Here is a 25,769-nt window from a genome sequence, read left to right as displayed (position 1 = left end):
CAGGGGCACACACGCCCATGTGCCCGGAGCGCACGTTCTCATCGGACAGAAAGCTCACAGATGACGAAGAGCAACAAAGCCCTGCATGGCGCGATCGCGCTGGCAGGCATTTCCGCGCTGGCAATGACGGCCTGCACAGGCCCGTCCGGAGGCGGAAGCAGCACAGCATCGGGAAGTGCAGGCAGCATCATTGCTTACGGCACCACCGACAAAGTCACTGCCCTGGACCCGGCGGGGTCGTACGACAACGGTTCGTTCATGGTGATGAACCAGATCTACTCCTTCCTGATGAACTCCAAGCCCGGCGGCGCCGAACCTGCACCGGACCTGGCCGAATCGGGTTCCTTTACTAAACCCACGGAATTCACGGTCAAGATGAAGAGCGGCCTTAAATGGGCCAATGGGCACGTACTGGACTCCAAAGACGTGAAGTTTTCGTTCGACCGCCAGGTCAAGATCGCTGATCCCAACGGGCCTGCATCCCTGCTGACCAACATCCAGTCCATTGCCACCCCGGATGCCACCACAGTGGTGTTCACCCTCAAGCAGGCCAACGATCAGACCTTCACCCAGATCCTGCAAAGTCCCGCGGCCCCCATTGTCGACGATGAAGTCTTCCCGGCGGACAAACTCCTCAGTGACGAGGAGATCGTCAAGGCCAAGGCCTTCCACGGCCAGTACGTTATCGACTCCTACAACAAGAACACGCTGGTGAGCCTCACGGCTTGGCCCGATTACAACGGTGTCCTCGGCAAACCGGCCAATTCCGGCGCCACCATTAAGTACTACACCGACCAGACCAACATGAAGCTGGAAGTCAAGGGTGGGCAGATCGACGTTGCCAACCGCAGCCTTAGCGCCACGGACATTGACGACCTCAAAAAGGACTCCAACGTCAAGGTCAACGTCGGCCCCGGCGGCGAGATGCGGTACATCGTCTTCAACTTCGACACCATGCCCTTTGGCGCCAAGACTCCCGAAGCAGATCCTAAAAAGGCGCTGGCCGTGCGGCAGGCCATGGCCAACCTCGTTGACCGCCAGGCCATTTCCGACCAGGTCTACAAGGGCACCTATCTGCCCATGTGGTCCAATGTTCCGTCCGGTTTCCTCGGCGCCAACGAATCCTTCAAGCAGGCGTACGGCGACGGAAGCGGCAAGCCGAGCCTGGACAAGGCGAAGAAGGTCCTCAGCGACGCCGGCATCAGCGGTCCGGTCAATCTCAAACTGCAGTACAACCCGGACCACTATGGCAAGTCCTCGGGTGACGAATATGCCATGGTCAAGGACCAATTGGAGAAGAGCGGCCTCTTTACCGTAGATCTGCAGTCCACCGAGTGGGTCACCTACAACTCGGCATCGAAGAAGGACAGTTACCCCGTCTTCCAGCTTGGCTGGTTCCCGGACTTCAGTGATGCGGACAACTACCTGACCCCCTTCTTCCCTAAGGGCGGCTTCTTCAACAACCACTACTCCAACACCGACGTCGAAGCGCTGATTGCCAAGCAGTTGGTCACTGCCGACAAATCGGAGCGTGTTAAGACTATCCAGGACATTCAAAACCAACTGGCCAAGGACATTTCCACCCTGCCGCTGCTGCAGGGAGCCCAGGTGGCCGTTTCAGGGAAAAACGTGAAGGGCGTGGATTCCACATTGGACGCATCCTTCAAGTTCAGGCTCGGGACCGTTTCCAAGTAATCACCAATCCGCCAGCTTAGGAGGTGGGGCCTGCGCGGCTCCGCCTCCTAACTGTTGGCCCCATACCTTTCGTTTTCTTACCAAGCAGGGACAGCATGGCCACAATGATCGATGCGCCGCCGCCAACGGTAGCGCCGCCCAAATCCAAATCCGCGGGAGGTGGCCTCGGGAGATACATCCTGATCCGCTTCCTGCTTATCTTTCCGACGATCTTCATCCTCGTCACCCTGGTCTTCTTCCTGATGCGGATCACTGGCGATCCCATCACCGCATCCCAAGGCGGACGCCTGCCGCAGGAGCAGATTGATGCGTTGATCCACCAGGCTGGTTATGACCGGAGCCTGTTCATTCAGTACGTCGAGTACCTTGGCAACATCGCCACAGGCAACTTCGGAAGGACCATCTCAGACGGGCGGCCCGTCATCGAGATGCTGACCACCTTCGGGGCCGCCACGCTGGAACTGAGCATCAATGCCTTGATCGTGGCGCTGCTGGTGGGGATTCCGCTGGGGATGTTTGCCGCCTACAAACGCGATAAGGTTCCGGACGCCCTCCTGCGGTTGTTTGCCATTCTTTGCTATGCCACTCCTGTCTTCTTCGCAGGTCTTCTGCTGAAGCTGGTCTTTTCCGTAGGCTTGGGCTGGTTCCCCGTCGCGGGCCGTGCATCCACCACAACGGAACTGGCGATGGGCAGGCTGGCAGCGCCCAGCCGGATCTACTGGCTGGACGCCCTGCGCAGCGGTGACCTGGCAGCTTTTGGCGACATCGTCCACCACGCGGTTCTGCCTGCCGTCGCCCTCGGCCTGCTTACAGCCGGTGTTTTCCTGCGCCTGGTCCGCACCAACGTCATTGGCACCCTGGGCAAGGATTATGTTGAGGCCGGCCGCTCCCGTGGAGTCAGCGAATTCCGGCTTGTGACAAAGCATGCCTACAAGCCGGCCCTGATCCCCATCATCACCGTTATGGGCCTGCAGATCGCCCTGATGCTCGGCGGCGCAGTGCTGACGGAAACCACTTTTGAGTGGAAGGGCCTTGGGTATCAGCTGGCGCAGTACCTGACGGCGCGTGACTTTGTTGCGGTCCAGGGGATAGTCATGCTTCTGGCCGTCATTGTTGCGGTCACCAATTTCGTGGTGGACATTGCTGCCGCCCTGATTGATCCGCGGGTGAGGTACTGATGAATAACGAAGCCCTGCCCCATCCCAAAAAGCCGCTGCTCGACCGCCTGCCGGTGGCGTCCCACATCCGCCAAAGCGTTGGCCTGCAGCGCACGATGCTGCTGATCGGCGTCGTGCTTTGTGTTGTTTTTGTGGTGGCTGCTGTTTTCGCGCCGCTGCTGGCGCCCTATGGTTTCTCCCAGATTTCCGATGAAGCAGGCTCGTTTCCGGCCCAGGCGGAACCCGGTGGCAAGCACCCATGGGGGACGACTGTTGGAGGCTACGACGTCCTGTCACGCGTGATCTGGGGATCACAGACAGCCGCAGCGGTGCTTGTGGCCGCTGTCGTGATGTCAATCTTCCTCGGGGTATTTCTGGGGCTCGTCAGTGGCTACATTGGTGGCTGGCTGGACCGGGTTCTTGTGGTGGTTGCTGATGCCATCTATGCCTTTCCGACCCTCCTCGTAGCGATCGTTATGTCCATCGCGATCAATAAGGGGCAGTCCGGATTCTGGGGTGGAATCCTCGCCTGCGGGCTGGCGATCACCGCAGTGTTTGTCCCGCAGTACTTCCGGGTGATACGTGCCGAAACCATACGGCTGAAAGCCGAACCGTTCGTGGAATCCGCCCAGGTGGTAGGCGCCTCCAGCGCCAGGATCATCGGCCGGCATATTTTCGCCAACGCCACCAGGACCCTGCCGTTGATCTTCACCCTCAACGCATCGGAAGCCATCCTGACCTTGGCAGGGCTGGGCTTCCTGGGCTTTGGCATTGAGCCGAGCTCCGCTGCGGAATGGGGATTTGACCTGAACAAGGCACTTTCCGATGCCTCCTCGGGCATCTGGTGGACCGGTGTGTTCCCTGGCTTGGCCATAGTCCTGACGGTCGTCGGACTCACCTTGGTCGGGGAGAGCATTAATGACCTGAACGACCCGCGCCTGCGCGGACGCAAGCGTGCCGGCGGCACGGCGCCGGCCCCGGTGGCCAATGAGGCCATCGCTGCAGAAGTGAGGAATTCATGACAGGCAACATCGACCCGTCGCCGGTACACCAGCCCGACGCCGGCCAGCACGTGCTCGACATCGACCACCTGCAGGTCACGTTCGCCACGGACGCAGGCGACGTCCACGCAGTCAAGGACGTGAGCCTCAACGTCAGGAAGGGTGAGGTCCTTGCCATCGTGGGGGAGTCCGGCTCCGGCAAGACCGTCACGGCCAAAACCATCCTGGGCCTGCTCCCGGAAACCGCCACGAGTTCCGGCGCGGTCCTGATCAACGGCACCAACATCATCAGCCTCAGTCCGCACCGGCTGCGGCAGATCCGCGGCCGGGATGTGGCCATGGTGTTCCAGGAGCCGTCCACGGCCCTGAACCCCGTATTCACAGTGGGCTGGCAGATCGCCGAGGGGATTCGCGCCCACGCCGCCGTGGATGGCGGAGGCCGCGTCTCGGCAAAGGAGGCCAAAGCACGGGCAATCGAGGCGCTCCGCAAGGTGGGCATCCCTGACCCGGAACACCGCGTCAACTATTACCCGCACCAGTTCTCCGGAGGGCAGAAGCAGCGCGTGGTGATCGCCGCCGCGCTGGCGCTGAACCCCGGACTGATTGTCGCCGACGAGCCCACCACCGCCCTCGACGTCACCGTCCAGGCCGAGATCCTGGAGCTGCTGCGAGACCTTCGCGACAAGTACGGCACGTCCATAGTGCTGATCACGCACAACATGGGCGTGGTGGCTGACCTGGCGGACCGCGTGGTGGTGATGTACCAGGGCGACGTTGTGGAGGAAGCCCCGGCGAAGACGTTGTTCGCTGAACCCCGCCAGGACTACACCCGCAAGCTCCTGGCTGCAGTCCCGCACCTGGGCCGGAATTCCGCGTCCGCAGGCCTTACCGAACGGCGCCACCAGGATGAGGAAGTCCTTGTGGCTGCTGACAACCTGGTCATCGAGTATCCGGGGCGGCTCGGCACCCCCGCTTTCAAGGCCGTGGACGGCGTCAGCTTCACCCTGTCCAGGGGTGAGGTTTTCGGCCTGGTGGGCGAATCGGGGTCCGGCAAGACCACCATCGGGCGGGCCATCGCCGGGCTCAACCGGACCACCGGCGGCAGCCTGAAGGTGCTGGGCTATGAGATGCTCAACCTTCGCGAACGCACTTTCAAGCCGCTCCGCAAGGACATCGGCTTCGTGTTCCAGGACCCCGCCGCCTCCTTCAACCCGCAGCTGACCATCGGGGAATGCATCGCCGAACCTATGGTCATCCACACAAATCCAAGCCCGGCCCAGGCGCGGAAACGCGTCGGTGAGCTGCTCGAATCAGTCCAGCTGCCGGCGTCGTACGCGGCCCGTTACCCGCACGAACTGTCCGGCGGCCAGCGGCAGCGGGCATCACTGGCGCGGGCGCTGAGCCTGAACCCGCGGCTGCTGATAGCGGATGAGCCGACGTCGGCCCTGGACGTTTCGGTGCAGGCAAAGGTCCTGGAGCTGTTCAGGGACATCCAGGAGGAGTTCGGCTTCGGCTGCCTGTTCATCAGCCATGACCTGGCTGTAGTGGACATCCTGTCCTCGTGGGTGGGCGTGCTGTACAAGGGCAAGCTGGTGGAGCAGGGGATCGGAAGCCAGGTCATGGGGAACCCCCAGCATGACTACACGCGCCGGCTGATCGCCTCCCTGCCCGTGCCGGACCCGGCCGAACAGGCCAAACGCCGGGAGGAGCACCGGGCACTCCTGGGCATCTGACCCTCCAGGCCCGCAGTGTGGGGCGCCGGTGCCGGCGGACGGCCGCACCGGCGCTTCACACCCGCGTCGATTCCGTCGGCTCCCATAGACTGGAGCCATGACGCAGCACAACCCCAGCACTCCTGGCTCCGACGATTTTGATCCCTCCGCCAGCTCACTGGCTGGCCACGTGGACGATTCGGTGATGGCTGAACTGCTGTCCATCCGCTCCAGCATCGACAACATTGATGCCACCCTGGTGTACCTCCTGGCCGAGCGATTCAAGGCCACACAAAAAGTGGGCTTCCTGAAGGCAACACACCGCCTTCCGGCCGGCGACCCAGGACGTGAAGCAGCCCAGATCGCGAGGCTGCGACGCCTCGCCGAGGACGCCCACCTTGACCCGGCATTCGCAGAGAAGTTCCTCAACTTCATCATCGGCGAGGTGATCCGCCATCACGAGGCCATCGCCGAGGACCACCAGGCCTCGTCGGGCCAGCAGCCGCAGACTTCCGCACTGGCGTGAGCCGGGAACAGCACCAAAGGGGCCCAGCCCCGCGTCCGGCCGCGGCTCCCTTCCAGGAGGTCACAGCCAGGGAAGTGACGGCCACCGGACTGGGACCGTGGCCGGGCGAGGACCCGCTGGAAGCCGCCCGGATCATCCGCGGCGAGCTCGGCAGCCCGCACCTGCCATTCCTCGCCGAACTGCCCGACCGCGGTGTCGGCTCAGACGCCCTGGGCCGTACGGCCTCGTTCCTGGAAGAGCTGGCGGTGGACGTCCAGCCCTACGGATGGCGGCTTGTTGACCGCCCCGGCAAGGACATGCAGCGTGCCGTGTCGGCGCTGTCCACCGACCTGAATGTCCTCGCCGACGTGGCCGGGGGCGAGGACGTGTCGGCGGGTGAACTCAAGGTGCAGCTGGTGGGGCCGCTCAGCCTTGCCGCCGGCCTGCACTTGCATAACGGGGAGCGCGCCCTCCTGGACTACGGAGCCCGCCGGGACGTGGCCGCGTCCCTTGCCGCGGGCGTCGGCGGTTACCTTCGCCGGGTTGCGGCGGCCGTACCGGGTGCACGCCTGGTGGTGCAGGTGGACGAGCCCGCCATCGCCGCCGTGCTGGCCGGAACCATACCCACGGCGAGCGGTTACCGCACCCTCCGCGCAGTGCCGGCATCGGAAGCGCGCGAATCCTGGCGCCTGGTCCTGGACGCCCTCCGCTCGGCCGGTGCCGCTGAGGTTGTTGTCTCATGTCCTGAAATCGAAGCGCCGATCGAGCTGGTCCTGGCGGCCGGTGCGGACGGCGTCGCCCTGCCGCTCAAGGCACTGACCAACCGCCAGTGGGAACAGCTTGCCGCAGCACTGGAGTCAGGGAAACAGTTCTGGGCCGGTGCGCTGGACGTCCCCGCCGGCGCCCCGCTGCCCAGGGTCGCCGACTGCGTGGAGTCAGTATGGCGTCCGTGGCGCCAGCTGGGTCTTCCGCCGTCGCTGCTTGGCGCCATCCGGGTGACGCCTTCAGCAGGACTGGCAGGCCACACACCTGCGCAGGCCACCGCCGTCCTGGGCCGGCTGATCCAGGTGGCCGACGGCCTGAACCAGCAGGCGCTGGGATAGGGCTACACCCTGTTCTCCCAGCGGTCCGGCTGGGCGTAGCGGGGCAGGAAGCTTTGGGCGGAACTGCCGCCAGTGTAGGGCCGCAGCCGGTAATCGAAGGCGCCCGCGTACACCAGCACCAGGCCGATCTGCGGCTGGATGACCTTCACCTGGATGCGGTGCCGCCCGTTGCTTCCTTCCGCGGGATCCCACCACTGTTCGGCGTACGCCTTGGCGTCCAGGCCTGCCGGAAGCGGGACCCGGAGCGGGCCCAGGAAGAGCCGCGACGCCTCTGAGACACCGCGCAGCCTTCCGGCAGCGGTGACGCTCAGGTTCAGGTCGGTCACCAGGCGCCGGTATCTGCCCACGTAGTCCACCAGCTGGGTGGTGCCACCCCGGTTGGTGACGCTGGTGGTGTCCTGGAAAAGCCGGGTGCGCGCCGGGAACCGGATCTCGCGCCGGGCGGTAAGGCTGGAACGGCCGAACGGATCCTGGTGGGCGTGGTTCTCGATCCGGAACGGAACGTTCTCCCCGTACTCGGGGAAGAAGGCCTCTTCGCCCCCGGTGACCCTCAGCAAAGGGCGCAGCCACCGCTGGCGGCACCCCACGACGTCGAACGTTCCTTCCCCTACGCCGTACTGGCCGGATCCCGGGACCAGCGAGAAGTACTCCTGGAGCTCGGGCTGCAGCCGGGAGAATTCCCGGCCCAGGGCCTGCTGGTAGATCGGGACGTTCATGAAGTGGACCTCCTGTTGCCGGGGGAGACGATAGCCTCCGGATTCACAATCTACCGGCAGCCTTGAGCCGGATGTACATGTCCGCCAGCCGGGGCGGCAACTCGTGGGGCTCGGCGTCCACCACTTCCACCCCGTAGCGGCGCAGCTCGGCTGAGACCGCCGCCCGCTGCAGGAGGGCGCGCTCGGCCGCGGCCGCGCGGAACACCGCCGTGGCATCGTTCCGTTCCCGGAGCATGGCGCCCAGCTGCGGGTCGCGGACAGCCGCCACCACCACAACATGCTGGCTCGCCAGCCGCTCCGCCACGGGAAGCAGGCCCTCCTCCGGCGCCCCGCTGTCCAGCGACGTCAACAGCACCACCAGCGACCGGTGCGCCGAAACAGCACGGACCTGGGCCGGGACCGCAGGCCAATCCATCTCAATCAGCTCGGTCTCAAGCGGAGCCATGGCCTGGACCAGCCGGCCCAGGATATTGCCCTGCCCGGCAGAGCCCGCCCGCGCCCGGACCCTGCGGTCGAAGGCTACCAGGTCCACCCGGTCGCCACCCCGTTCGGCCAGGACACCCAGAAGGAGCGCAGCCTCTATCCCGGTGTCCAGGCGCGATTCGTCCACGATCCTTGCTGCGGCGGTACGTGACGTATCCAGGACCATCACCACGCGCCGGTCCCGTTCCGGGCGCCAGGTCCGGACCACCACGGAGGAGCGCCGGGCAGTGGCGCGCCAGTCGATGGAGCGTACGTCGTCACCGCGGACATAGTCCCGCAGGGAATCGAACTCGGTGCCCGCGCCCCGGACCTGGACTGCCGCCTTCCCATCAAGTTCACGCAGCTTCCGCAGCTTTGACGGCAGGTGGCGTCGGGAATGGAAGGGCGGCAGCACCCGCACCGAGCCCGGACAGTCAATGGTCCGCTGGCGGGCTGCCAGGTGCAGCGGACCAAAGGACCGAAGCGTCACGTGCGGCGCTGAGAGGTCACCCCGCCGGACCGGCCGGAGCCGAACCGCGAACCGCCTGCCTTCCCCGGCCGGGACATCAATGTCCTGGACGGGGTTCCGGGCACCGGCGGAAGGTTGCCACCCGTCCCGGAACGATCCCCGAAGCCGCCTGCTGCCGCCGTTACGGATGGTGAGCGCCGCCTCCACCGCATTGTTCAGGGTTACGTTCTCCGGTTCGGCACGCACCAGATTGACCTGCCGGAGTTGCGCCGCGGCCAGCAGGTCCGCGCCCAGCAGCGCTGCAAGCGCGGCGATGGTGGCCAGGATTGTCAGCCATTCCGGGAACAGCAGTACCGGCACGAGTCCCAGCAGCGCCACTGCGACGAAGCGCCCGGAGATGGCCATCAGCGCGGAACGGGGACGGCGGCCAGGATGCTGCCCAGGACGTCGTCCACCCGGACCCCGTCCATCTGCGCCTCGGGTTGCAGCGCCACCCGGTGCCGCAGGCAGGGCAAAGCCAGTGCCTTGACGTCGTCCGGGGTCACGAAAGGACGGCCGGAGAGCCACGCCCACGACCTTGACGTGTTGAGCAGGGCGGTGGCTCCCCGGGGTGAGACGCCAAGCTGGAATGAAGGCGCTGACCGGGTGGCGCGCACCAGGTCAACGATGTAGCTGATAATTTCCGGTTCCACCGCCACCCGGCCCACTGCCTCCCGCGCCTGTTCCAGGTCCTCCGCGCCGGCCACGGCCCGGACGCCGGCGGCAGCCAGGTCCCGCGGATCGAACCCGGCGGCGTGGCGGCGGATGACTTCTATCTCATCCCTGCGTTCAGGCAGCGGCATGGTGAGCTTCAGCAGGAACCGGTCCAGCTGTGCCTCAGGCAGGGGATAGGTCCCCTCGTACTCCACGGGGTTCTGGGTGGCCGCCACCAGGAATGGCGAGGGCAGCCGCCGGGAGACGCCGTCCACAGACACCTGCCGCTCTTCCATGGCTTCGAGGAGTGAAGCCTGGGTCTTTGGAGGAGTCCGGTTGATCTCGTCCGCCAGCAGGAGGTTGGTGAAGACCGGTCCTTCCCGGAAGCTGAACTCGGAGGTGTGCGAGTCGTAGACCAGGGAACCGGTGACGTCACCTGGCATGAGGTCGGGGGTGAACTGCACCCGCTTGGTGTCCAGGCTCAGCGCGGAGGACAACGCCCGGACCAGCAGGGTCTTTGCAACTCCGGGGACGCCCTCCAGCAGCACATGCCCCTGGGAAAGCAGTGCAATCAGGAGGCCGGTGACGGTGGCATCCTGCCCCACCACCGCCTTGGCCACCTCCCGGCGGACCGCAAGCAGCGCCTGCCGTGCGCCGTCGTCGTCAACCGTATTAAGGACCCGCTGGCCACTGCTCTGTTCGCTCATCGGATCTTGACCTCTTTCTCGAGTTTGTCCAAGGCCTGCGACCAGGCAACCAGCCGGGCCTCGGTTGCGGGGCGTTCGTTGATCAGCGTGCGGACTTCAGTGGCGTCCCGGTTCAGGAGCCGGGCTGCTGCCGAAATCGTGTCCTCGGCGGTGGCGCCTGGTCCCATCCGCAGCTTCCCGGACAACCGGACCAGCAGGCCGGCCCGGAGGTTGTCCCGTGCCTGGTCGATGGCGCGCGCGTCCTGGTAGAGCCGGGCACGTCCCTCGGCCGTCTCAACAGCCTTGACCACCACCGGCAACGGCTCGAATACGAGCGGCCCGTGCCGCCTGCCCCGCCACACGACGGCCGTCACCGCCACCAGGAGCAGCCAGGGGCCCAGGAAGCGGGCCCAGGCCGGAGCAATGTCATCGAGGGTTTTCCCGGATCCGTTGGATGCTGCGTCCTCAATCGAGGGCAGGTACCAGACCAGGTCAGGCGACGCGCCGAGCAACCTGGTGGCAAGCGCGGCGTTTCCCAGTTCGTCCAGCCTCCCGTTGCCCAGGACGGCCGTGCTGCCCAGCACGGCCAGGCGGCCATCGCCGCTGACGGCAAGCATTCCGGCGGTTCCTGCTGTCCGGAAACAGGACGTGCCGCCGTCGTACACAAATCCTCCCTGTCCCGTGACCTGTCCCGCAGCTTCCGCGTCAGGGTGGGAACACCCGGCATCAAGGATCGGGAAGGCATCGGGAACAACGCCGGCCTGGTGGATGCCGCTGTCAAGGGCGGTGAGCGTCTCCAGCCGTGGGGAGAGCACCACCACCCGGTCTGCCTCCGCTCTCAGGTCGGCCAGCTGCTGCGCGCCCAGGATGCCGTTCCTGTCGTAGAGCAGGAGGGTGGGGGAGGAGCCGGAGCGCAGGTCCGCCAGCGCTGCATCGAACCGGCCGGGTGTGTGAACGGAAACCCCGTGCCGGCCCAGGATCTGCGCCAGCGCCCTGGCCCCTTCCGGCGCGGCATTGTGGACCGAGAGGGGAACGGCGTCACCCTTCGGAGCGAGTTGCGTGCCCACGACAAGTGCCAGCCCCGCAGCCACCACCATTGCCGCCGCGGTCAGGCCGCGGTGCCGCCGCAGCCAACCCCGAATCCTCCGGTTGTCAGCCACGGATCCGGTGGCCGGTTGCTTGCCACCGTCCGGTTCCCTGCCCGCGTCCCGGGGTTTCTCGCCGATGGCGGGAAGGCCGGTCACGGCGTCACCGCCGCAGTGCCGGCGGTGGCGGGCTTCATGGCGTCCAAGGCGGTATCAAGCTCCACCATCTGCCGGTAGTCCCCGCTGTCGGCCGCCCTGTTTCCGTAGCGGACCCCGTCGAAAGTGGCCGCTGCCCGGGCAAGGCGCCCGGACTGGCTGTTGAACGGAACGGACAAGGCCCGGGCCGCTTCGTCGGCAGTGCGGCCGGGCTGCGGGTCCAGGATGGCCCGGTCCTCCGCACTCCGGACCACCGCGCGGAAGCGGTCGACGACGGCGTCCCCCCACTTTCCGGCGGCGGCCGCCGCTTCCGCACGGGCCCGGTAGTCGGTGGCACCAAGGGTGGGTTCCCGTTCGAAGACGTCCCTGGCCTGCCGGGACCGGGCGTGCAGGCGGGGGCGGGCCAGGATGATGGCAGCCGCGATGATGGCGGCAATAACGAGGGCGATGACGGGGCTTGGCACCGGGGCAGCGTCTCCCTGGGAGCCATCCAGGGACTGCAGCCAGTCCAGGAAGTTCCGCCACAGGGTGCCGAGCCATGAGGGGGCGGCATCACGGTACTCCCGTTTGGCCAATTCCTCCTCCGCCCAGCGCCGTGCCTCCCCGGCACCCGGACGCACGGGTGGCTCAGCTGCCATAAGGCCAGGCTCCAGGCGAGGCTCCATATCCGGGATACGGGCGGTGGTTGCCGGGGTGCGCGCCCCGGCCCGGGATGCCGTCAGGATCAGCGCCGTTCTCCAATTGGTGCAGCAGCGCAATGTCCAGGCCGTCCCGGCGCATCCGCAGGTCCATGTAGAGCAACGCCATGACTGACGTCTGGAAGGCGTAACCGACCGCGCCCACCAGGGCACCGACCACCGCGGTGAAGATGCCGACGGCCACGGCGAGCGTTGCTTCCTGCCCGCTGCCGCCGTGCGGCGAGACCACCCCGGAGAGGACCGTTGGCAGGATGCTGGCCGGGATCAGGACCACCTGTGTGATGACGGCCACCAGGATCCCCACCACCAGGGTGATGCCAAAGATCCGCCACCAGTTGCCCCTGGTCAGTTTCCAGGACCGGCGAAGGCCGGCAAACGCCCCGAGTTCTTCGATAACGACGGCGGCGGGCGCCACCATGAGCTTGACCGCCACCCAGAGGAACCCGGCGCCGAAGGCCAGCATCAGGGGGATGACCAGCAGGGCTCCCGCGCCACGCACGTTGGAGAACAGGAGCACGACGACGGCGACGAAAACGATCGCCGTGGCCAGCACGGCTGCAACCAGCAGCGCCGCCAACCTGATCAGTGACCCAAACCTTGGGCGCGCCAACGACAGCATGCGCCGGAAGCCGGTGGGCTGGTTAAGGACGGACCGGGCCACCGGGACCACCATGGCACCTTGGAGGACAACGGTGATGAAGACGGACAGGATGGACAACAGGACGAAGGTGGCCATCAGCCCCAATCCCAGGGAAGCGATATCGGTGTTGCTCGCCGTCCGGGCCCAGGCTTCGATGGACCCTGACGACGTCGCGAGGACTCCCGTTAGCACCGCCGCGAGGATGGCTGACAGGGACTGCGCCAGGAGGCCGGCGCCGAGCATCGCCTTGGCGTTGCGCCTGATGGCCTGGAAGGAACCGTCCAGGACCTCCCCGAACAACAACGGCCGCAACGGAATGATCCCGGGTTTGGGCGGGGCTGCATACCTGGGCTGCGCTGAGTGCCAGGCGCCGTAGGAACCGCCGGAATACGGCGACCGGTTATCTGGGGGTCCGCCGTAAGGCTGGCCGCTGTATCCCGGGGTCCCGTAGGACTGGCCGCCGGATGGGAAGGCTCCGGGGGCCGGGGCGCCAGGGTAGGGGGCATCAGGGTACGGGGCATTTCGGGGCGGGTGCTGTCCGGGCTGCTGTTGCCACTGCGGTTGCTGCCGCGGCTCGGTTCCCGGCCAGGGGCCTGCTTGCCGGCCCTCGGGCGGCGTCCAGGGCTGGTCCCACTGCTGTTCCCGGGCGGGCGGCACCGGCCCGGGCCCGCCTGCGGAAGCCGGCCCGACGTCGTCGTGTCCAACGCCTGGCTGCTCCTGCGCCGGCTCCCCGGGCCCCGACTCCTGTGGTGACACTGATTCCTCCCCCAATACCAGTCCGCCTGCTCCTGCGCCGGAAATGCACCCGGCAAAAGGGCGCACCGGCCACGCGGGGCATGACCCCAAGACTATAGTTCCGGCGCCGGACGGCCTAGTGCCCCGCCATGCCGGAAGCCGCTCAACAGGACAAACCCATCCCGATAAGGGAATATATAGCTATGAAGGCACGCATTCTGGTGGTAGATGATGACGAAGCGCTGGCCGAGATGATTGGAATTGTCCTCCGTAATGACGGCTTCGAGCCGGTCTTTTGCGCCGACGGCGCCCAGGCCCTGGACGTGTTCCGGTCATCGCGGCCGGACCTGGTCCTGCTCGATCTCATGCTTCCCGGTATGGATGGCATCGAGGTCTGCCGCCAGATCCGCGGCGAGTCGGACGTGCCCATCGTCATGCTGACCGCCAAGTCCGATACCTCAGACGTCGTCCGCGGGCTGGAATCCGGGGCTGACGACTACGTGCCTAAGCCGTTCAAGCCTGCCGAGCTGGTGGCACGCGTGCGTGCCCGCCTTCGCCCGGGGGACCAGAAAGCGCCCGAAACGCTGCGCATCGCGGATATCACCATCGACGTCGCCGGGCACACGGTCAGCCGGGGCAATGAGCGGATCTCCCTGACGCCGCTGGAGTTCGACCTCCTGGTGGCGCTGGCCCGCAAGCCTTGGCAGGTCTTTACCCGGGAACTGCTGCTGGAGCAGGTCTGGGGCTACCGGCACGCCGCTGACACCCGGCTTGTGAACGTCCATGTCCAGCGCCTGCGGTCCAAGATCGAGCAGGACCCGGAAGCTCCGGAAGTCGTATTGACGGTGCGTGGTGTCGGCTATAAAGCAGGGGTCTGACCCCGCCGCGCAGGACGGGGAACCGGATCAGCGCCCAACCCCGGACTCCGCGGATGCCGTGAAACAGGACGGCGCCGTCCAGGACGTGCCGGAAGCCGGCGACGCCGCCACTCCCGGGCTGCGGCACATGGCGTTCCGGGCAAGGATCTGGCAGCGGCGTGCCCTGATTGTGGCGCTCCGCGTCGCCCGGCTCGTCCGGACGGGAGTCCGGCGCTTCCTTCCCGGTCTGCGGTACCTTGGGCGGGCCTTGCAGCGGCGCTGGCGCCGGTCCATTCAATTCCGCACCGTTCTCACCACCCTGATGCTCGCGGTGACCTCGTTCGCCGTGGTCGGTGCCTATCTGTCCAACCAGATTGCCAACAACCTGTTCCAGGAGCGGCTGACGCAGGCGGAGTCCGAGACCCGCTACAACGTCAAGCAGGTCCAGGAAACGTTCGACGGCGCCCAGGTCACCGACCAGTCCAGCGTCATCACCCTGGTCTACGACACCCTGAACGCGGTGGAGGGCCGGGGTTCAGTGATCCAGCGCCGGTACGTCTTCGAGGCGATGCCGGAGCAGACCAAGCCCCGCAACCGGTGGGTTGAGTCGCGGGCATCCGACCAACTGACGGTCAGCGTCATTCCCCCTGAGCTGCGCAAGGCCGTCCAGCAGTCGGGGAAGGACCAGTACTGGGCTTCCACCGTCATCCCCGTGGGCACCGAGGACCGGCCGGGGATCGCGGTCGGCAACAAGGTGACCTTCAACGGCACTGTCTACGAGCTTTACCTGATCTACGACCTGAACACAGCGCAGCAGACGCTTAACGAGATCCAAAGCGTCCTGTGGGCCGGCGGTGCGGTGCTGGTCCTCCTGATCGGCGCTGTCGCCTGGTACGTCACCCGCAACGTGGTGAGCCCGGTCAGCCATGCCGCGATGGTCTCGGAGAAGCTCGCCGCCGGGCAGCTGCAGGAGCGCATGGTGGTCAAGGGGGAGGACGAGGTGGCCCGCCTTGGCGCTTCCTTCAACCACATGGCCGCCAGCCTGCAGGAGCAGATCACCCAGCTGGCGACGCTCTCCCAGATGCAGCAGCGCTTCGTGTCCGATGTGTCGCACGAGCTCCGGACGCCGCTCACAACCGTGCGCATGGCGGCAGAGGTCCTGTACGACGCCCGCGATGACTTCGACCCCATCAACAAGCGGTCCGCAGAGCTCCTGTACAACCAGGTGGAGCGGTTCCAGTCCCTCCTCTCCGACCTCCTCGAAATCAGCCGCTTCGACGCCGGTGTGGCCGTGCTGGATGCTGAACCCGAGGACCTTCTCCAAGTGATCTCCCACGTCATTGAAGGCGCCGCGCCGGTGGCGGCTGAATACGGTTCGGAGATTGTCCTGACCGCTCCCGAGGGCGCCGTGGTGGTGGAGATGGACGCCCGGCGCATCGACAGGATCCTGCGGAACCTGATCCTGAACGCGGTGGAGCACGGTGAGGGCAAGCCGGTGGCCGTCACGGTCGCGGTCAATGAAACTGCCGTGGGCGTTGCTGTCCGCGACCACGGGATCGGGATGGACCAGGCACAGGCCGCCAGGGTTTTCGACAGGTTCTGGCGAGCCGACCCTGCCCGCGCACGCACCACGGGCGGCAGCGGGCTGGGATTGTCCATCGCCATGGAGGATACGAAGCTGCACCACGGCTGGCTGCAGGCCTGGGGCAGGAAAGGCGACGGCGCCAACTTCCGTTTGACCCTTCCCTTGCGCCAGGACGGTGGCATCAGCGAGTCGCCCGTCCAGCTGGAGCCAAAGGACGTCACCAATCCCGGAGCGCCGGGGAGCGTTCCCGCGGAACAGGACTACAAAAACATGCTGGTGCTGCAGGCGGGAGCGGCCCGGCCTGCTCCGGTGCGCGCGCCCGAGGAGACACCATGAGGGCCACCGTGCGCCTGGCGAAGTACCCGGCGGCACTGCTTGCCCTGCTGATCGTCCTCTTGTCCGGCTGCGCACGGATCCCCACGTCCGGTCCGGTGGGAAAAAGCAGCGAAAGCAGCGCCGGCAACGTCAGCGCTCCCGTGTTCCTCCCGGCAGCGCCGCAGCCCGGGGCATCACCCGAGACCATCATCGACTACTTCTACCGGGCAGGCAGTGGCTACGAGGACGACTATGCGGTGGCCCGCCAGTACCTGACGCAGGCCTCGGCTGTGTCCTGGAAACCGGACAAACGCGCGCTGGTATACCGGGAGGCGCGCGTTGTGCCCACGGGCACGGAAAACGTCTTCAACTACGAGCTCGATGTGTCCTACACGGTGGACGCCGACGGCATAGCCACCCAGTCGCCGCCGGGAACCGTGGAGCGCATCCCGGTGACGGTGACCCAGGTGGATGGAGAGTGGCGGATTTCGGCGATTCCCGACGGGACCGCCATTGCCGAGGAAACGTTCAAGGTGATCTACGGTGCCTACCCCATCTACTTTTACGACCCCACCTTCACCTATGCCATCCCGGACGTCCGCTGGTTCCTGAAGAACAAGACGGTCAAAGCAATGACCAGTGCCCTGCTGGCCGGGCCCGCCCCGTACCTGCGCGGCGCCGTCGCCAGTGCCTTCCCTTCCGGGATCAAGCTCGCCCGGGAATCCGTGCCGGTGGTGTCCGGGGCCGCACAGGTGGACCTGACAGCCAAGGAGCTGACGGAAACATCGGCGGAGGACCGGCTCCGCATGCAGATGCAGCTGACCCTGACGTTCCGCAGCCAGCCTGACGTGGTCAATGTTGAACTCCGTGCCAACCAGGACCTGGTCCGGGTGGAGGACAACGGGTCCGTTCTTCCTCCGGTGCTGGACAGGACCGTGCCCTCACGCCAGATCGCCATCAGCGGCAACGAACTGGTGCGCTATGAAAACAACCGCGTCTCGCCGTTGCCTGACATGCAGCCGGTGTCTGCGCTCAACCCCCGCTATCCGGCGGAATCCCCGGTGTCACAGACGGCTGCCTTCCTCAATGAAGGCCGCACCACGCTGTACAGCATCAATCCCGGCCAGCCTGCGCGCGCCTTGACTACCCGGAGCACCCTCACCCGCCCGTCCTTCAGTGTCTCCGACTGGGTATGGACGGCCGGACCCGGTGCCACCGGAGCCACGGAAGTAGTGGCTTTCCATCCCACCGGAGTGGCAGAGGGCGCCGCCGTTCCGTCCGTGACGCTGGCACCCTCCTGGCTTGCCGGCCGCACGGTCAAGGAATTCCGCGTCTCACGCGACGGTGTGCGCGCCCTGGTCATATCCGAACAGAACGGGAAGTCCAAGGTGCAGGTGACAGGCATGATCCGCGCCGCCGACGGTACGCCGCGCGAACTGACCGCGCCCGTCACCCTGGTATCCGGCACCGACCCTGATCAAGGGGTGTGGGTGAATGGCATTACCGTTGCCGTGATGAAGGGGGCTTCGGGTTCCAACGTCACACCGGAGCTGCTGTCCCTCACCTCCGGCCAGCCGCAGCAGCTTGCCCCGTGGCCGGGCCTGGTAGCCATCAGTGCCGGGAATGGCGCCGACGACATTTATGTCCAGTCCGGGGAAGGGATCTTCCAGCGCCTCGGCAATGGCTGGTCCCCGCAGATCAAGGGCCCTATCGACCCCGCGTTTCCCGGCTGACACCCCTGTTGGCGGCATCGCCAGGTTCTGCCTCCGCCGTCCCGATGGGGCCTGCCTTATGCACATAGCCCGGGCTGGCCCTCCAACTGTGACTGGGCTTCAGGCGACAGTGGAACCATGAAACGGCTCATCCGCAGGAACGGCGCGGCCGGTTCCGGCCACCGGGGGACCCGGAGGGTGGATCCGGACCTTCAACCGCCCCCGCCATGGGCGGCGCTGCACCGGGGTGAACACGCGGCCGCCCTCCTTCGCCTTGCCGACTGGCTGGCCGGCGCCGTGGCGGATCTGCTCGCCCTGGCCGTCCCTGTGGACTGTGTCTGCTGCGGGGCCGAAGACAGCACCCTGTGCCCATCCTGTGCCAGCCGCATCCGCCAGCTGACCAGGCAGCCATTCCGGGCCGAAAGCGGAGCTCCGGCCCTTATGGATGTCGCCGGCTCCGTCGTGCTTCCCGTCGTGGCAGCGGGGGTGTACCGGGACGAGCTGGCGCAGGGACTGCTGTCGTTCAAACGGCACGGCCAGCCTCAGCTTGGCAGAAGCCTTGGCCGGGCGCTCGCAGGTGCAGTCAGGGCCGCCGTCCCTGGCCCCAGCCGATGCCTCCTGGTCCCCGTGCCCACCAGCACGCCGGCCTACGTCAGCCGGGGCTTCAGCCCGGTCCACCTGCTCCTGAAGTCGGCGGGCCGGCAGCATCCAGGGCTCGACGTCGCGGATGTGCTGGGCAAGACTCCAAGGCCTGGCCCCGTCCTCCCCGGCACCCGCGGATCCGGCAGCGGAAGAGGTGTGGCCGGCCAAAAAGGCCTGGGGAGGGGAGCCCGTTCCCAGCGCGTCCGGGGGTCCATGCGGGTCAAGCCCGGGGCCCGGGCAAAGGTGGCAGGGCGCCCCTGCATCATCATTGATGACGTCCTCACAACCGGCGCCACGGTGGGCGAAGCAGCCCGCGCACTGCACCTGGCCGGCGCTGTGGTGAGGGGCGCCGTCGTGCTTGCCGCGACACGCCCGCCCGATACCCAGCAGCCGGGCTGCCGGGCCGCCGCCCTGCGTGAAAGCCCGCATGACTTAGAAAAAAATAAACCGGGAAAGGATGAATAACGGGTGGCTATGAACTAACGTCTGAGGTGGGTACCAAGAACAGAATGTACCTTTCGATGGCGGCTCGGAGAGGGGCTCGACTGTCACACAGCCCGGCCCAGGGAAGCGCCGCCGTCGTGTCACCGAAGTCATTTGGAGGGCACCATGGAGTTTATGATCAGCGGACGAAATCTGACAGTTTCAGACCGGTTCCGCGAGTATGCCGGGGAAAAGATCGCGAAAATTGAATCGCTGGGCGACAAAGTCCAGCGGGTCGACGCGAAAGTCTCCAAGGAGACCAATGCCCGGCAGACCGGCGACCAGCTGACCGTCGAGGTGACAGTCCTGGGCCGCGGACCCGTAATCCGTGCCGAAGCAAGCGCTGCAGACAAGTTTGCCGCCTTTGACCTCGCCTATAACAAACTGCTTGAGCGGCTCCGGCGGGCCAAGGACCGCAAGAAGGTCCACCACGGCCGCCACACTCCCAAGGCTGTCCGTGAGGCCACCGCCTCACTCGAGCCCGCCAGTGCCCATGAACCGCTGTATCTTGAGGCCAACCACCGGAATGAAGCGGTGGCAGCCCCCGAAGACAAATCGCCGTACGATGTTGACAACGACATCCCGGCCGGAAACTCACCGGTGCTGATCCGGCGCAAGGTCTTTCCCGCCGCATCCCTCTCCCTCGACGACGCCGTAGACAATATGGAGCTTGTGGGCCACGACTTCTATCTCTTCGTGGACAAAGCGACCAACACGCCCTCCGTCGTGTACCGCCGCCGTGGCTGGACCTATGGGGTCATTACGCTGGACCATGAATGCGAGCCGGGAGACACCGTGGTGGAGGAAAAGATTCTTGCCTACCGCTCCGACGACGCCGCCGCCAACGCTTAGGGTGGACCAAACCACCAGCAGAGAGGACTGAATTGTCAGCAACGCTGAGCCTTCACCAGGCACGGCGGATCGCATTGGCAGCGCAGGGACTCCATAAAGAACGGCCCACCGGCCCCGTGACATCACGGGCGGTGGGCCGTACTTTTGCCCGCCTCCAGCTCGTCCAGATCGACTCCGTGAACGTCCTGGTCCGCAGCCATTTCCTGCCCTTCTATTCCCGCCTTGGCAACTATGACCGGGACATCCTGCAGCGCATGTCTGCCAGCCACCCCCGCCGGATGCTGGAGTACTGGGCACACGAAGCAAGCTACATCCGGCCGGAGCATTACCAGGATCTGCTGCTGTGGCAAAAGCGCTCCTGGGTGGGCGCCTCCCGGCTGGATCCCGGGCTCCGCAACGACGTCGCAGACCGGATCCTGGCGGTCCTGGCCAGGTCCCGGCCCATGACGGCCTCCGAACTGACCGCCCGGATTGGCCACGTTGAGGAAAAACAGACAACCGACTGGGGGTGGAACTGGAACGCGGTGAAACGGGTCCTTGAACACCTCTTCGAAGAAGGGTTGGTATCGGCAGCCTCGAGGACCGGGCAATTCGAGCGCAGGTACACGCTGACAGCCAAAGTCCTCCCACGCCCTGCCGAAGCAGGAGGGGAAGTCGACCCAACAGCTGCGCTCCGCCGGCTGACCGAAGCGGCGGCCCGGGCGCATGGGATCGGAAGCATCCGCTGCTTCGCCGACTACTTCCGGACGCCCGTCAAGGCAACGGCGCTCGCCGTTGCGCACTTGGTGGAGCAGGGCAGGCTGGAACCGGTCAACGTGCCGGGGTGGGGGAGGGACGTGTTCCGGCATGTCGAGGCTGTACTGCCGCGGCGTGCCACCGGCCGGGCCCTGTTGAGCCCGTTTGATTCCATGGTCTTTGAACGCCGGCGCCTGCTGGAACTGTTCGGCTTCCATTACCGGATCGAGATCTACACCCCGGAGCCCAAACGGCGCTACGGCTATTACGTCCTGCCGTTCCTGCTGCGCGACAGGATGGTGGCCAGGGTTGACTTGAAGGCGGACCGGACGGGTGGCCGTCTGCTGGTGAGAGCCGCCTTTGCCGAGCCGGACGCACCCGCGGACACCGCCGTCGAACTCGCTGCCGAGCTGAGGCTGATGAGCCAGTGGCTTGGCCTGCCGGATGTGGAAGTGGGGCCGGCAGGAGACCTCGCTGCAAGGCTTGCCCATGAGCTGGCACGGCTGTAAGGAGTATCCGCTCTCAGGGAAAAGGGGGCACCGGCCGCGTGTCTCTCCCGTAGACTGAACACGCCAGAATTCGGCGGCATCAGACTGGGAGCATCTTCACGTGGCATCACTTATCGAAAAAATTCTCCGCACGGGTGACAAGAAAACACTCCGGCAGCTGCGGAACTATGCCGATTCCATCAACGCCCTCGAAGACTCATTCAAGACCTTTACCGACGCAGAGTTGCGTGAGGAGACTGACCGTCTCCGCGAACGCCACCAGGACGGTGAAAAGCTCGAAGACCTGCTTCCGGAGGCTTTTGCCGCCGTGCGCGAAGCGTCCTCGCGGACCCTGGGGATGCGCCACTTCGATGTCCAGCTGATGGGCGGCGCTGCCCTGCATTTGGGGAACATCGCTGAAATGAAAACCGGTGAAGGCAAGACCCTGGTGGCGACCGCTCCCGCCTACCTGAACGCACTCACCGGCAAGGGTGTCCACGTGGTCACCGTCAACGATTACCTGGCCGAATACCAGTCCGAACTCATGGGCCGTGTCTACCGCTTCCTCGGCCTGACCAGCGGCGTCATCCTCGCCAACCAGGATCCTGCCGTGCGCCGCCAGCAGTACGCCGCGGACATCACCTATGGAACCAACAACGAGTTCGGGTTCGACTACCTGCGCGACAACATGGCCTGGGACCGGAACGAATTGGTCCAGCGCGGCCACAACTTCGCCATCGTCGACGAAGTCGACTCCATCCTTATCGATGAAGCGCGTACGCCGCTCATCATCTCCGGCCCTGCCCAGGGGGACACCAACCGCTGGTACAGCGAGTTCGCCAAAGTGGTGCTCCGGCTGCAGCCGGAGAAAGACTACGAAGTCGATGAAAAGAAGCGCACCGTCGGCGTCCTGGAGAGCGGAATTGAAAAGGTCGAGGACTACCTTGGCATCTCCAACCTCTACGAATCCGCGAACACCCCGCTGATTGGGTTCCTGAATAACGCCATCAAGGCCAAGGAACTGTTCAAGCGGGACAAGGACTACGTCATCCTGGACGGTGAAGTCCTGATCGTTGACGAGCACACCGGCCGCATCCTGGCCGGGCGACGCTACAACGAAGGCATGCACCAGGCGATCGAGGCCAAGGAAGGCGTCGAGATCAAGGCGGAAAACCAGACCCTTGCCACAGTCACCCTGCAGAACTACTTCCGCATGTATGACAAGCTTTCCGGCATGACCGGCACCGCCGAGACTGAGGCGGCCGAGTTCATGAGCACCTACAAGCTCGGCGTGGTGGCCATCCCCACCAACCGGGACATGCAGCGGATAGACCAGCCGGACCTCGTGTTCAAGAATGAGGTTGTCAAGTTCGACGCCGTGGTGCGGGACATCGCCGAACGCCACGAAAAAGGCCAGCCTGTCCTTGTGGGCACCACCAGCGTGGAGAAGAGCGAGTACCTGTCCAAGCTGCTCGCCAAGGAAGGCATCCGGCACGAAGTCCTGAACGCCAAGAACCACGCCCGCGAAGCCGCCATTGTCGCCCAGGCGGGCCGGAAGGGCGCGGTCACCGTGGCCACCAACATGGCCGGCCGCGGCACCGACATCATGCTCGGCGGCAACGCGGAGTTCACCGCCGTGGCCGAGCTTGCCAAGCGCGGGCTGGACCCCGAGGAGAACTCGGAAGAATACGAGGCAGCCTGGCCTGCGGCACTTGAAGCTGCCAAGCAGTCCGTGAAGGACGAACACGAGGAAGTCCTGGACCTCGGGGGCCTCTATGTCCTGGGCACCGAGCGCCATGAGTCACGCCGCATCGACAACCAGCTCCGCGGCCGTTCCGGCCGCCAGGGCGATCCCGGGGAATCCCGGTTCTACCTCTCGCTGACAGACGACCTTATGCGGCTCTTCAACTCGGGAGCCGCGGAACGGCTGATGAACAGCTCGGTCCCGGACGACGTCGCGCTCGAATCCAAGCTTGTCTCGCGTGCCATCGCGTCCGCGCAGGGCCAGGTGGAAGGCCGGAACGCCGAGCAGCGCAAGAACGTGCTGAAGTACGACGACGTCCTGAACCGTCAGCGCGAAGCGATTTACAGCGACCGCCGGCGCATCCTTGAGGGCGATGACCTGCACGAGAAGGTGCAGTTCTTCATCGAAGACACCATTACGGCGCTGATCGACGCCGCAACGGCGGAAGGGAACGGTGACGACTGGGACTTCCACCAGCTGTGGACCAACCTCAAGACGCTCTACCCGGTCAGCGTTTCGGCGGAAGACATCATCGAGGAAGCCGGGGGCAAGTCCAGGGTCACCGTGGAGCTGCTGAAGGAGGAAATCCTCTCTGACGCCCGCCTGGTGTACCAGGCCCGCGAGGAGGTCATCGGCTCCGAAAGCATGCGCGAGCTCGAGCGCAGGGTGGTCCTGTCCGTCATCGGACGCAAATGGCAGGAACACCTCTACGAGATGGACTACCTGAAGGAAGGGATTGGCCTGCGCGCCATGGCACAGCGCGATCCGCTGGTGGAGTACCAGCGCGAGGGCTTCGCCATGTTCCAAAGCATGATGGAAGCCATCCGCGAGGAAAGCGTTGGATTCCTCTACAACCTTGAGGTGGAAGTAACCCCCGCCCAGGATGTAGTAGTACAGGATGCCGCCGGCGGGCATACCGAGCACGTTGACCCCCAGGTTCACGCCGCCGGCCTCGAAGCCCCCGAGAAGCCTGCGCAGCTGCAGTACACGGCTCCCTCGGAAAGTGGAGGAACCCAGACACGCGTGGAAACGCGCGCCGGAAGCGGTCGCTCCGGTAATCCTGCCAAGGCAGCTGCCCAGGATGCAGCCAAACGCCCCGCGAAAAAGAAGAAGCGCTAGCAGGACAGCTGCAGGTACCCGCCGGCGGCGGCAAACAGGGCAGGGACGGACGCGTCCCTGCCCTGTTTGCGCGTCGCCTGTTCCGTACCACCGCACGCCCCAGGTATTTCGACGGGTCAGCCGATGACAAGTTCAACAACCCGCCACACCTGCTTGCTGCGCTCAAGCCGGACAGCTACGGCACGGGCCCGCACATCATCCACCACTACAGCACTGGCCTCATAGATTCCGTCGGCCACTTCACAGACCCGCACGGAGCGGACTGTTGAATTCCGGTGGAGCCGGGCCAATGCAGGATTGCCGGTCCTGGTGAGCTCGCGCCTGATCAGCGCTGCCCGGTGCTGCAGCGATGCCAGGCAGCGCGGATCCAGGCGCCGCGCCAACTGCTGGATGGGGCGGGTACCGGCCAGGACCTCCATGGAAGCCTGAACTGTCCCGCGGGTAATGGCCCTGACCTCCGCAGCCTCGCTAACTGGCCGCAGCGATGGAGGGGTTGCCCCGGTGGATTGGCCGGAGCGGGTTGGCGTCGACACAGGCAGCGGCTTTGCGGAACCGGCACCTCCTTGCCTGGACTCGGCGGCCGGACCTTCAACGGCCCGGATAGGTGTCACTGCGGTCATGGCGTTCCCCTTGGTTGGTGTGACTGGTGATTAGGCTTGCTTCTGGTTCGACGTGATGTTGGTGCTTTGACCGGTTATTGGTGCGACCGGGTCACTGGCAGCGGCTACGACGCTGCCGGCGCCTGGAGTATCTGGCCTGGAAGCAGGACATCCGGGCTTCCACCGATCAGCGCACGGTTCGCGGCATACCAGCGCGGCCATTCAAGGGCGATGTCCACATCCGATGCCTCCGGGCCCAAATGGGTGGCTACGATGTCCCACAGCGTGTCGCCCGCGAGGACCGTCACTGCCTTTGCCGGGCCACCCCTGCCATTGGCACCAGGGCCACTGCCGCCCCACTCCGGCGCGGTCCTGGTTTCCGGTCCGGCTAGCAGGCCGGGCTCCACCACAGGGGGAGCGGGCTGCCAACCGGGGTCGATCGGAGTGACGGTTGGCGGCGCAATGGAATTCGTTGCCGGCGACGGCCCTTCCTGGCCGGCTGGCGCTGCTGCAACCGGGAGAGGCGGGTTTTTAACGCGCACACCGCCCGGGCTGTCGCTGACCCTGGGCAGCGGACCATCTTGGGGAGCCGCCGGGTCTGACGGAGCCGACGACGCCACGTGTGCCTGTGTAGGCGTCCACTCGGGCCCGGGAGCGCTTAGGACCGCCGCATGTGCGGCGACACCTGACGCAAGTTGTATTGAGAGTGCCGCGACAACTGCCCTCCGCATGAAAGCGGGCGAGAGCCTCCGCGCGGCCGCTGCGGCCCGCCGTCGTCCCAGGCGTTCCAGCAGAACGGATGCCCCGGCGGTCAGGATCGAGACACCCCACCAGAGGAGAAGGCCAATGCCGGTGGCCGCTGTGGTCCCACCCAGGAGGAGGTCCACGGATTCGCCCTGGTGCCGGGCCATGGATTCCTGCCACTGGGACAACAGGCCCGTTCCGAGGAAGCAGAGCAGAATGCCGAGTACTAACAGGGCCAGGACCATGCAGGCATCCGACCAGTGGATTTTGTCTGCCCGATCCATTAGTACTCCTTTGATAGCGTTTGATGCTGTTTATTAATGTTTGAATCAGTTTGGACCGCAATCAAAGTATTTGTCCATACGTTGGAATGAAAAAGAC

21 protein-coding genes are annotated in these 25,769 nt (G+C 65.7%); 13 read left to right on the top strand and 8 right to left on the bottom strand.

From position 1 onward, the window contains the following. The first annotated feature begins 60 nt into the window (after nucleotides 1-60). From ASG79_RS02320 to ASG79_RS02295, 6 genes are all read left to right on the top strand, one after another. Complete coding sequence (locus ASG79_RS02320) at nucleotides 61-1,695, top strand: ABC transporter substrate-binding protein (RefSeq protein WP_056388114.1); 1,635 nt, start codon at nucleotides 61-63, stop codon at nucleotides 1,693-1,695. A gap of 95 nt (nucleotides 1,696-1,790) precedes the next feature. Continuing rightward, nucleotides 1,791-2,873, top strand: coding sequence for an ABC transporter permease (locus ASG79_RS02315; protein WP_056388112.1), 1,083 nt, complete (start codon nucleotides 1,791-1,793; stop codon nucleotides 2,871-2,873). Continuing rightward, complete coding sequence (locus ASG79_RS02310) at nucleotides 2,873-3,874, top strand: ABC transporter permease (protein ID WP_018768525.1); 1,002 nt, start codon at nucleotides 2,873-2,875, stop codon at nucleotides 3,872-3,874. The genes ASG79_RS02315 and ASG79_RS02310 overlap by 1 nt, the downstream gene beginning before the upstream one ends. Further along, on the top strand, nucleotides 3,871-5,586 hold the full coding sequence (locus ASG79_RS02305) for an ABC transporter ATP-binding protein (RefSeq protein WP_056388110.1): 1,716 nt from the start codon (nucleotides 3,871-3,873) through the stop codon (nucleotides 5,584-5,586). Before ASG79_RS02310 ends, ASG79_RS02305 begins: the two co-directional genes overlap by 4 nt. A 97-nt stretch (nucleotides 5,587-5,683) precedes the next feature. Further along, complete coding sequence (locus ASG79_RS02300; RefSeq protein ID WP_056388109.1) at nucleotides 5,684-6,091, top strand: chorismate mutase; 408 nt, start codon at nucleotides 5,684-5,686, stop codon at nucleotides 6,089-6,091. A 74-nt stretch (nucleotides 6,092-6,165) separates the two neighbouring features. Continuing rightward, nucleotides 6,166-7,173 (top strand): hypothetical protein, encoded by a 1,008-nt coding sequence (locus ASG79_RS02295; RefSeq protein ID WP_018768522.1) that lies wholly within the window; start codon nucleotides 6,166-6,168, stop codon nucleotides 7,171-7,173. Between the two features lie 2 nt (nucleotides 7,174-7,175). On the opposite strand, the gene ASG79_RS02290 is transcribed toward ASG79_RS02295, so the two are convergent. The 6 genes from ASG79_RS02290 to ASG79_RS02265 are packed head-to-tail and all read right to left on the bottom strand — an operon-like array spanning nucleotide 7,176 to nucleotide 13,534. Then, nucleotides 7,176-7,889 carry a DUF4166 domain-containing protein gene (locus tag ASG79_RS02290; protein ID WP_056388107.1) on the bottom strand — a complete coding sequence of 238 codons (714 nt, stop codon included), beginning with the start codon at nucleotides 7,887-7,889 and terminating at the stop codon, nucleotides 7,176-7,178. A gap of 43 nt (nucleotides 7,890-7,932) precedes the next feature. Continuing rightward, nucleotides 7,933-9,225 carry a DUF58 domain-containing protein gene (locus tag ASG79_RS02285; protein WP_056388105.1) on the bottom strand — a complete coding sequence of 431 codons (1,293 nt, stop codon included), beginning with the start codon at nucleotides 9,223-9,225 and terminating at the stop codon, nucleotides 7,933-7,935. Further along, nucleotides 9,225-10,220: an AAA family ATPase gene (locus tag ASG79_RS02280; protein WP_056388103.1), complete on the bottom strand. Its 996-nt coding sequence runs from the start codon at nucleotides 10,218-10,220 to the stop codon at nucleotides 9,225-9,227. Before ASG79_RS02280 ends, ASG79_RS02285 begins: the two co-directional genes overlap by 1 nt. Beyond that, on the bottom strand, nucleotides 10,217-11,443 hold the full coding sequence (locus ASG79_RS02275) for a DUF4350 domain-containing protein (RefSeq protein ID WP_056388102.1): 1,227 nt from the start codon (nucleotides 11,441-11,443) through the stop codon (nucleotides 10,217-10,219). Before ASG79_RS02275 ends, ASG79_RS02280 begins: the two co-directional genes overlap by 4 nt. Further along, the gene (locus tag ASG79_RS02270; RefSeq protein ID WP_056388100.1) at nucleotides 11,440-12,078 is read right to left on the bottom strand and encodes a DUF4129 domain-containing protein; all 639 of its coding nucleotides are present in this window, start codon (nucleotides 12,076-12,078) and stop codon (nucleotides 11,440-11,442) included. The genes ASG79_RS02275 and ASG79_RS02270 overlap by 4 nt, the downstream gene beginning before the upstream one ends. After that, complete coding sequence (locus ASG79_RS02265; protein ID WP_235509707.1) at nucleotides 12,068-13,534, bottom strand: hypothetical protein; 1,467 nt, start codon at nucleotides 13,532-13,534, stop codon at nucleotides 12,068-12,070. Before ASG79_RS02265 ends, ASG79_RS02270 begins: the two co-directional genes overlap by 11 nt. 182 nt (nucleotides 13,535-13,716) lie before the next feature. Here ASG79_RS02265 and mtrA point away from each other — a divergent pair, with 182 nt between their 5' ends. The 7 genes from mtrA (at nucleotide 13,717) to secA (ending at nucleotide 24,045) form a co-directional block, all read left to right on the top strand. Beyond that, nucleotides 13,717-14,391, top strand: coding sequence for an MtrAB system response regulator MtrA (gene mtrA, locus ASG79_RS02260; RefSeq protein ID WP_018768515.1), 675 nt, complete (start codon nucleotides 13,717-13,719; stop codon nucleotides 14,389-14,391). A 127-nt stretch (nucleotides 14,392-14,518) separates the two neighbouring features. After that, a complete protein-coding gene (gene mtrB / locus ASG79_RS02255; RefSeq protein ID WP_235509711.1) occupies nucleotides 14,519-16,291 on the top strand; it encodes an MtrAB system histidine kinase MtrB in 1,773 nt (590 codons plus the stop codon). Then, nucleotides 16,288-18,003 carry an LpqB family beta-propeller domain-containing protein gene (locus ASG79_RS02250; protein ID WP_056388097.1) on the top strand — a complete coding sequence of 572 codons (1,716 nt, stop codon included), beginning with the start codon at nucleotides 16,288-16,290 and terminating at the stop codon, nucleotides 18,001-18,003. The genes mtrB and ASG79_RS02250 overlap by 4 nt, the downstream gene beginning before the upstream one ends. 117 nt (nucleotides 18,004-18,120) lie before the next feature. After that, on the top strand, nucleotides 18,121-19,089 hold the full coding sequence (locus ASG79_RS02245) for a ComF family protein (RefSeq protein ID WP_056388095.1): 969 nt from the start codon (nucleotides 18,121-18,123) through the stop codon (nucleotides 19,087-19,089). Between the two features lie 144 nt (nucleotides 19,090-19,233). Next, entirely contained in the window at nucleotides 19,234-19,959 is a 726-nt protein-coding gene (gene hpf / locus ASG79_RS02240) for a ribosome hibernation-promoting factor, HPF/YfiA family (RefSeq protein ID WP_026265659.1), read from the top strand. A 32-nt stretch (nucleotides 19,960-19,991) separates the two neighbouring features. Continuing rightward, complete coding sequence (locus ASG79_RS02235) at nucleotides 19,992-21,203, top strand: winged helix-turn-helix domain-containing protein (RefSeq protein ID WP_056388093.1); 1,212 nt, start codon at nucleotides 19,992-19,994, stop codon at nucleotides 21,201-21,203. A gap of 100 nt (nucleotides 21,204-21,303) precedes the next feature. Next, complete coding sequence (gene secA, locus ASG79_RS02230; RefSeq protein WP_056388091.1) at nucleotides 21,304-24,045, top strand: preprotein translocase subunit SecA; 2,742 nt, start codon at nucleotides 21,304-21,306, stop codon at nucleotides 24,043-24,045. 116 nt (nucleotides 24,046-24,161) lie between these two features. On the opposite strand, the gene ASG79_RS02225 is transcribed toward secA, so the two are convergent. After that, nucleotides 24,162-24,665 carry an Rv3235 family protein gene (locus ASG79_RS02225; RefSeq protein WP_056388089.1) on the bottom strand — a complete coding sequence of 168 codons (504 nt, stop codon included), beginning with the start codon at nucleotides 24,663-24,665 and terminating at the stop codon, nucleotides 24,162-24,164. 104 nt (nucleotides 24,666-24,769) lie between these two features. Further along, complete coding sequence (locus ASG79_RS02220) at nucleotides 24,770-25,672, bottom strand: LysM peptidoglycan-binding domain-containing protein (protein WP_056388086.1); 903 nt, start codon at nucleotides 25,670-25,672, stop codon at nucleotides 24,770-24,772. Nucleotides 25,673-25,769 lie beyond the last annotated feature (97 nt).

The organism is Arthrobacter sp. Soil761, assembly GCF_001428325.1.
GTDB lineage: Bacteria > Actinomycetota > Actinomycetes > Actinomycetales > Micrococcaceae > Arthrobacter.
Note: the sequence above shows the minus strand (reverse complement) of the source record. Positions and strands in the feature narration are given on the sequence as shown.

Bases quoted from the DNA above. Each gene is read 5' to 3' on its own strand.
- ASG79_RS02320 (WP_056388114.1), top strand. From the start codon at position 61: ATGACGAAGAGCAACAAAGCCCTGCATGGCGCGATCGCGCTGGCAGGC.
- ASG79_RS02315 (WP_056388112.1), top strand. From the start codon at position 1,791: ATGGCCACAATGATCGATGCGCCGCCGCCAACGGTAGCGCCGCCCAAA.
- ASG79_RS02310 (WP_018768525.1), top strand. From the start codon at position 2,873: ATGAATAACGAAGCCCTGCCCCATCCCAAAAAGCCGCTGCTCGACCGC.
- ASG79_RS02305 (WP_056388110.1), top strand. From the start codon at position 3,871: ATGACAGGCAACATCGACCCGTCGCCGGTACACCAGCCCGACGCCGGC.
- ASG79_RS02300 (WP_056388109.1), top strand. From the start codon at position 5,684: ATGACGCAGCACAACCCCAGCACTCCTGGCTCCGACGATTTTGATCCC.
- ASG79_RS02290 (WP_056388107.1), bottom strand. From the start codon at position 7,889: ATGAACGTCCCGATCTACCAGCAGGCCCTGGGCCGGGAATTCTCCCGG.
- ASG79_RS02285 (WP_056388105.1), bottom strand. From the start codon at position 9,225: ATGGCCATCTCCGGGCGCTTCGTCGCAGTGGCGCTGCTGGGACTCGTG.
- ASG79_RS02280 (WP_056388103.1), bottom strand. From the start codon at position 10,220: ATGAGCGAACAGAGCAGTGGCCAGCGGGTCCTTAATACGGTTGACGAC.
- ASG79_RS02270 (WP_056388100.1), bottom strand. From the start codon at position 12,078: ATGGCAGCTGAGCCACCCGTGCGTCCGGGTGCCGGGGAGGCACGGCGC.
- mtrA (WP_018768515.1), top strand. From the start codon at position 13,717: ATGAAGGCACGCATTCTGGTGGTAGATGATGACGAAGCGCTGGCCGAG.
- mtrB (WP_235509711.1), top strand. From the start codon at position 14,519: ATGGCGTTCCGGGCAAGGATCTGGCAGCGGCGTGCCCTGATTGTGGCG.
- ASG79_RS02250 (WP_056388097.1), top strand. From the start codon at position 16,288: ATGAGGGCCACCGTGCGCCTGGCGAAGTACCCGGCGGCACTGCTTGCC.
- ASG79_RS02245 (WP_056388095.1), top strand. From the start codon at position 18,121: ATGAAACGGCTCATCCGCAGGAACGGCGCGGCCGGTTCCGGCCACCGG.
- hpf (WP_026265659.1), top strand. From the start codon at position 19,234: ATGGAGTTTATGATCAGCGGACGAAATCTGACAGTTTCAGACCGGTTC.
- ASG79_RS02225 (WP_056388089.1), bottom strand. From the start codon at position 24,665: ATGACCGCAGTGACACCTATCCGGGCCGTTGAAGGTCCGGCCGCCGAG.
- ASG79_RS02220 (WP_056388086.1), bottom strand. From the start codon at position 25,672: ATGGATCGGGCAGACAAAATCCACTGGTCGGATGCCTGCATGGTCCTG.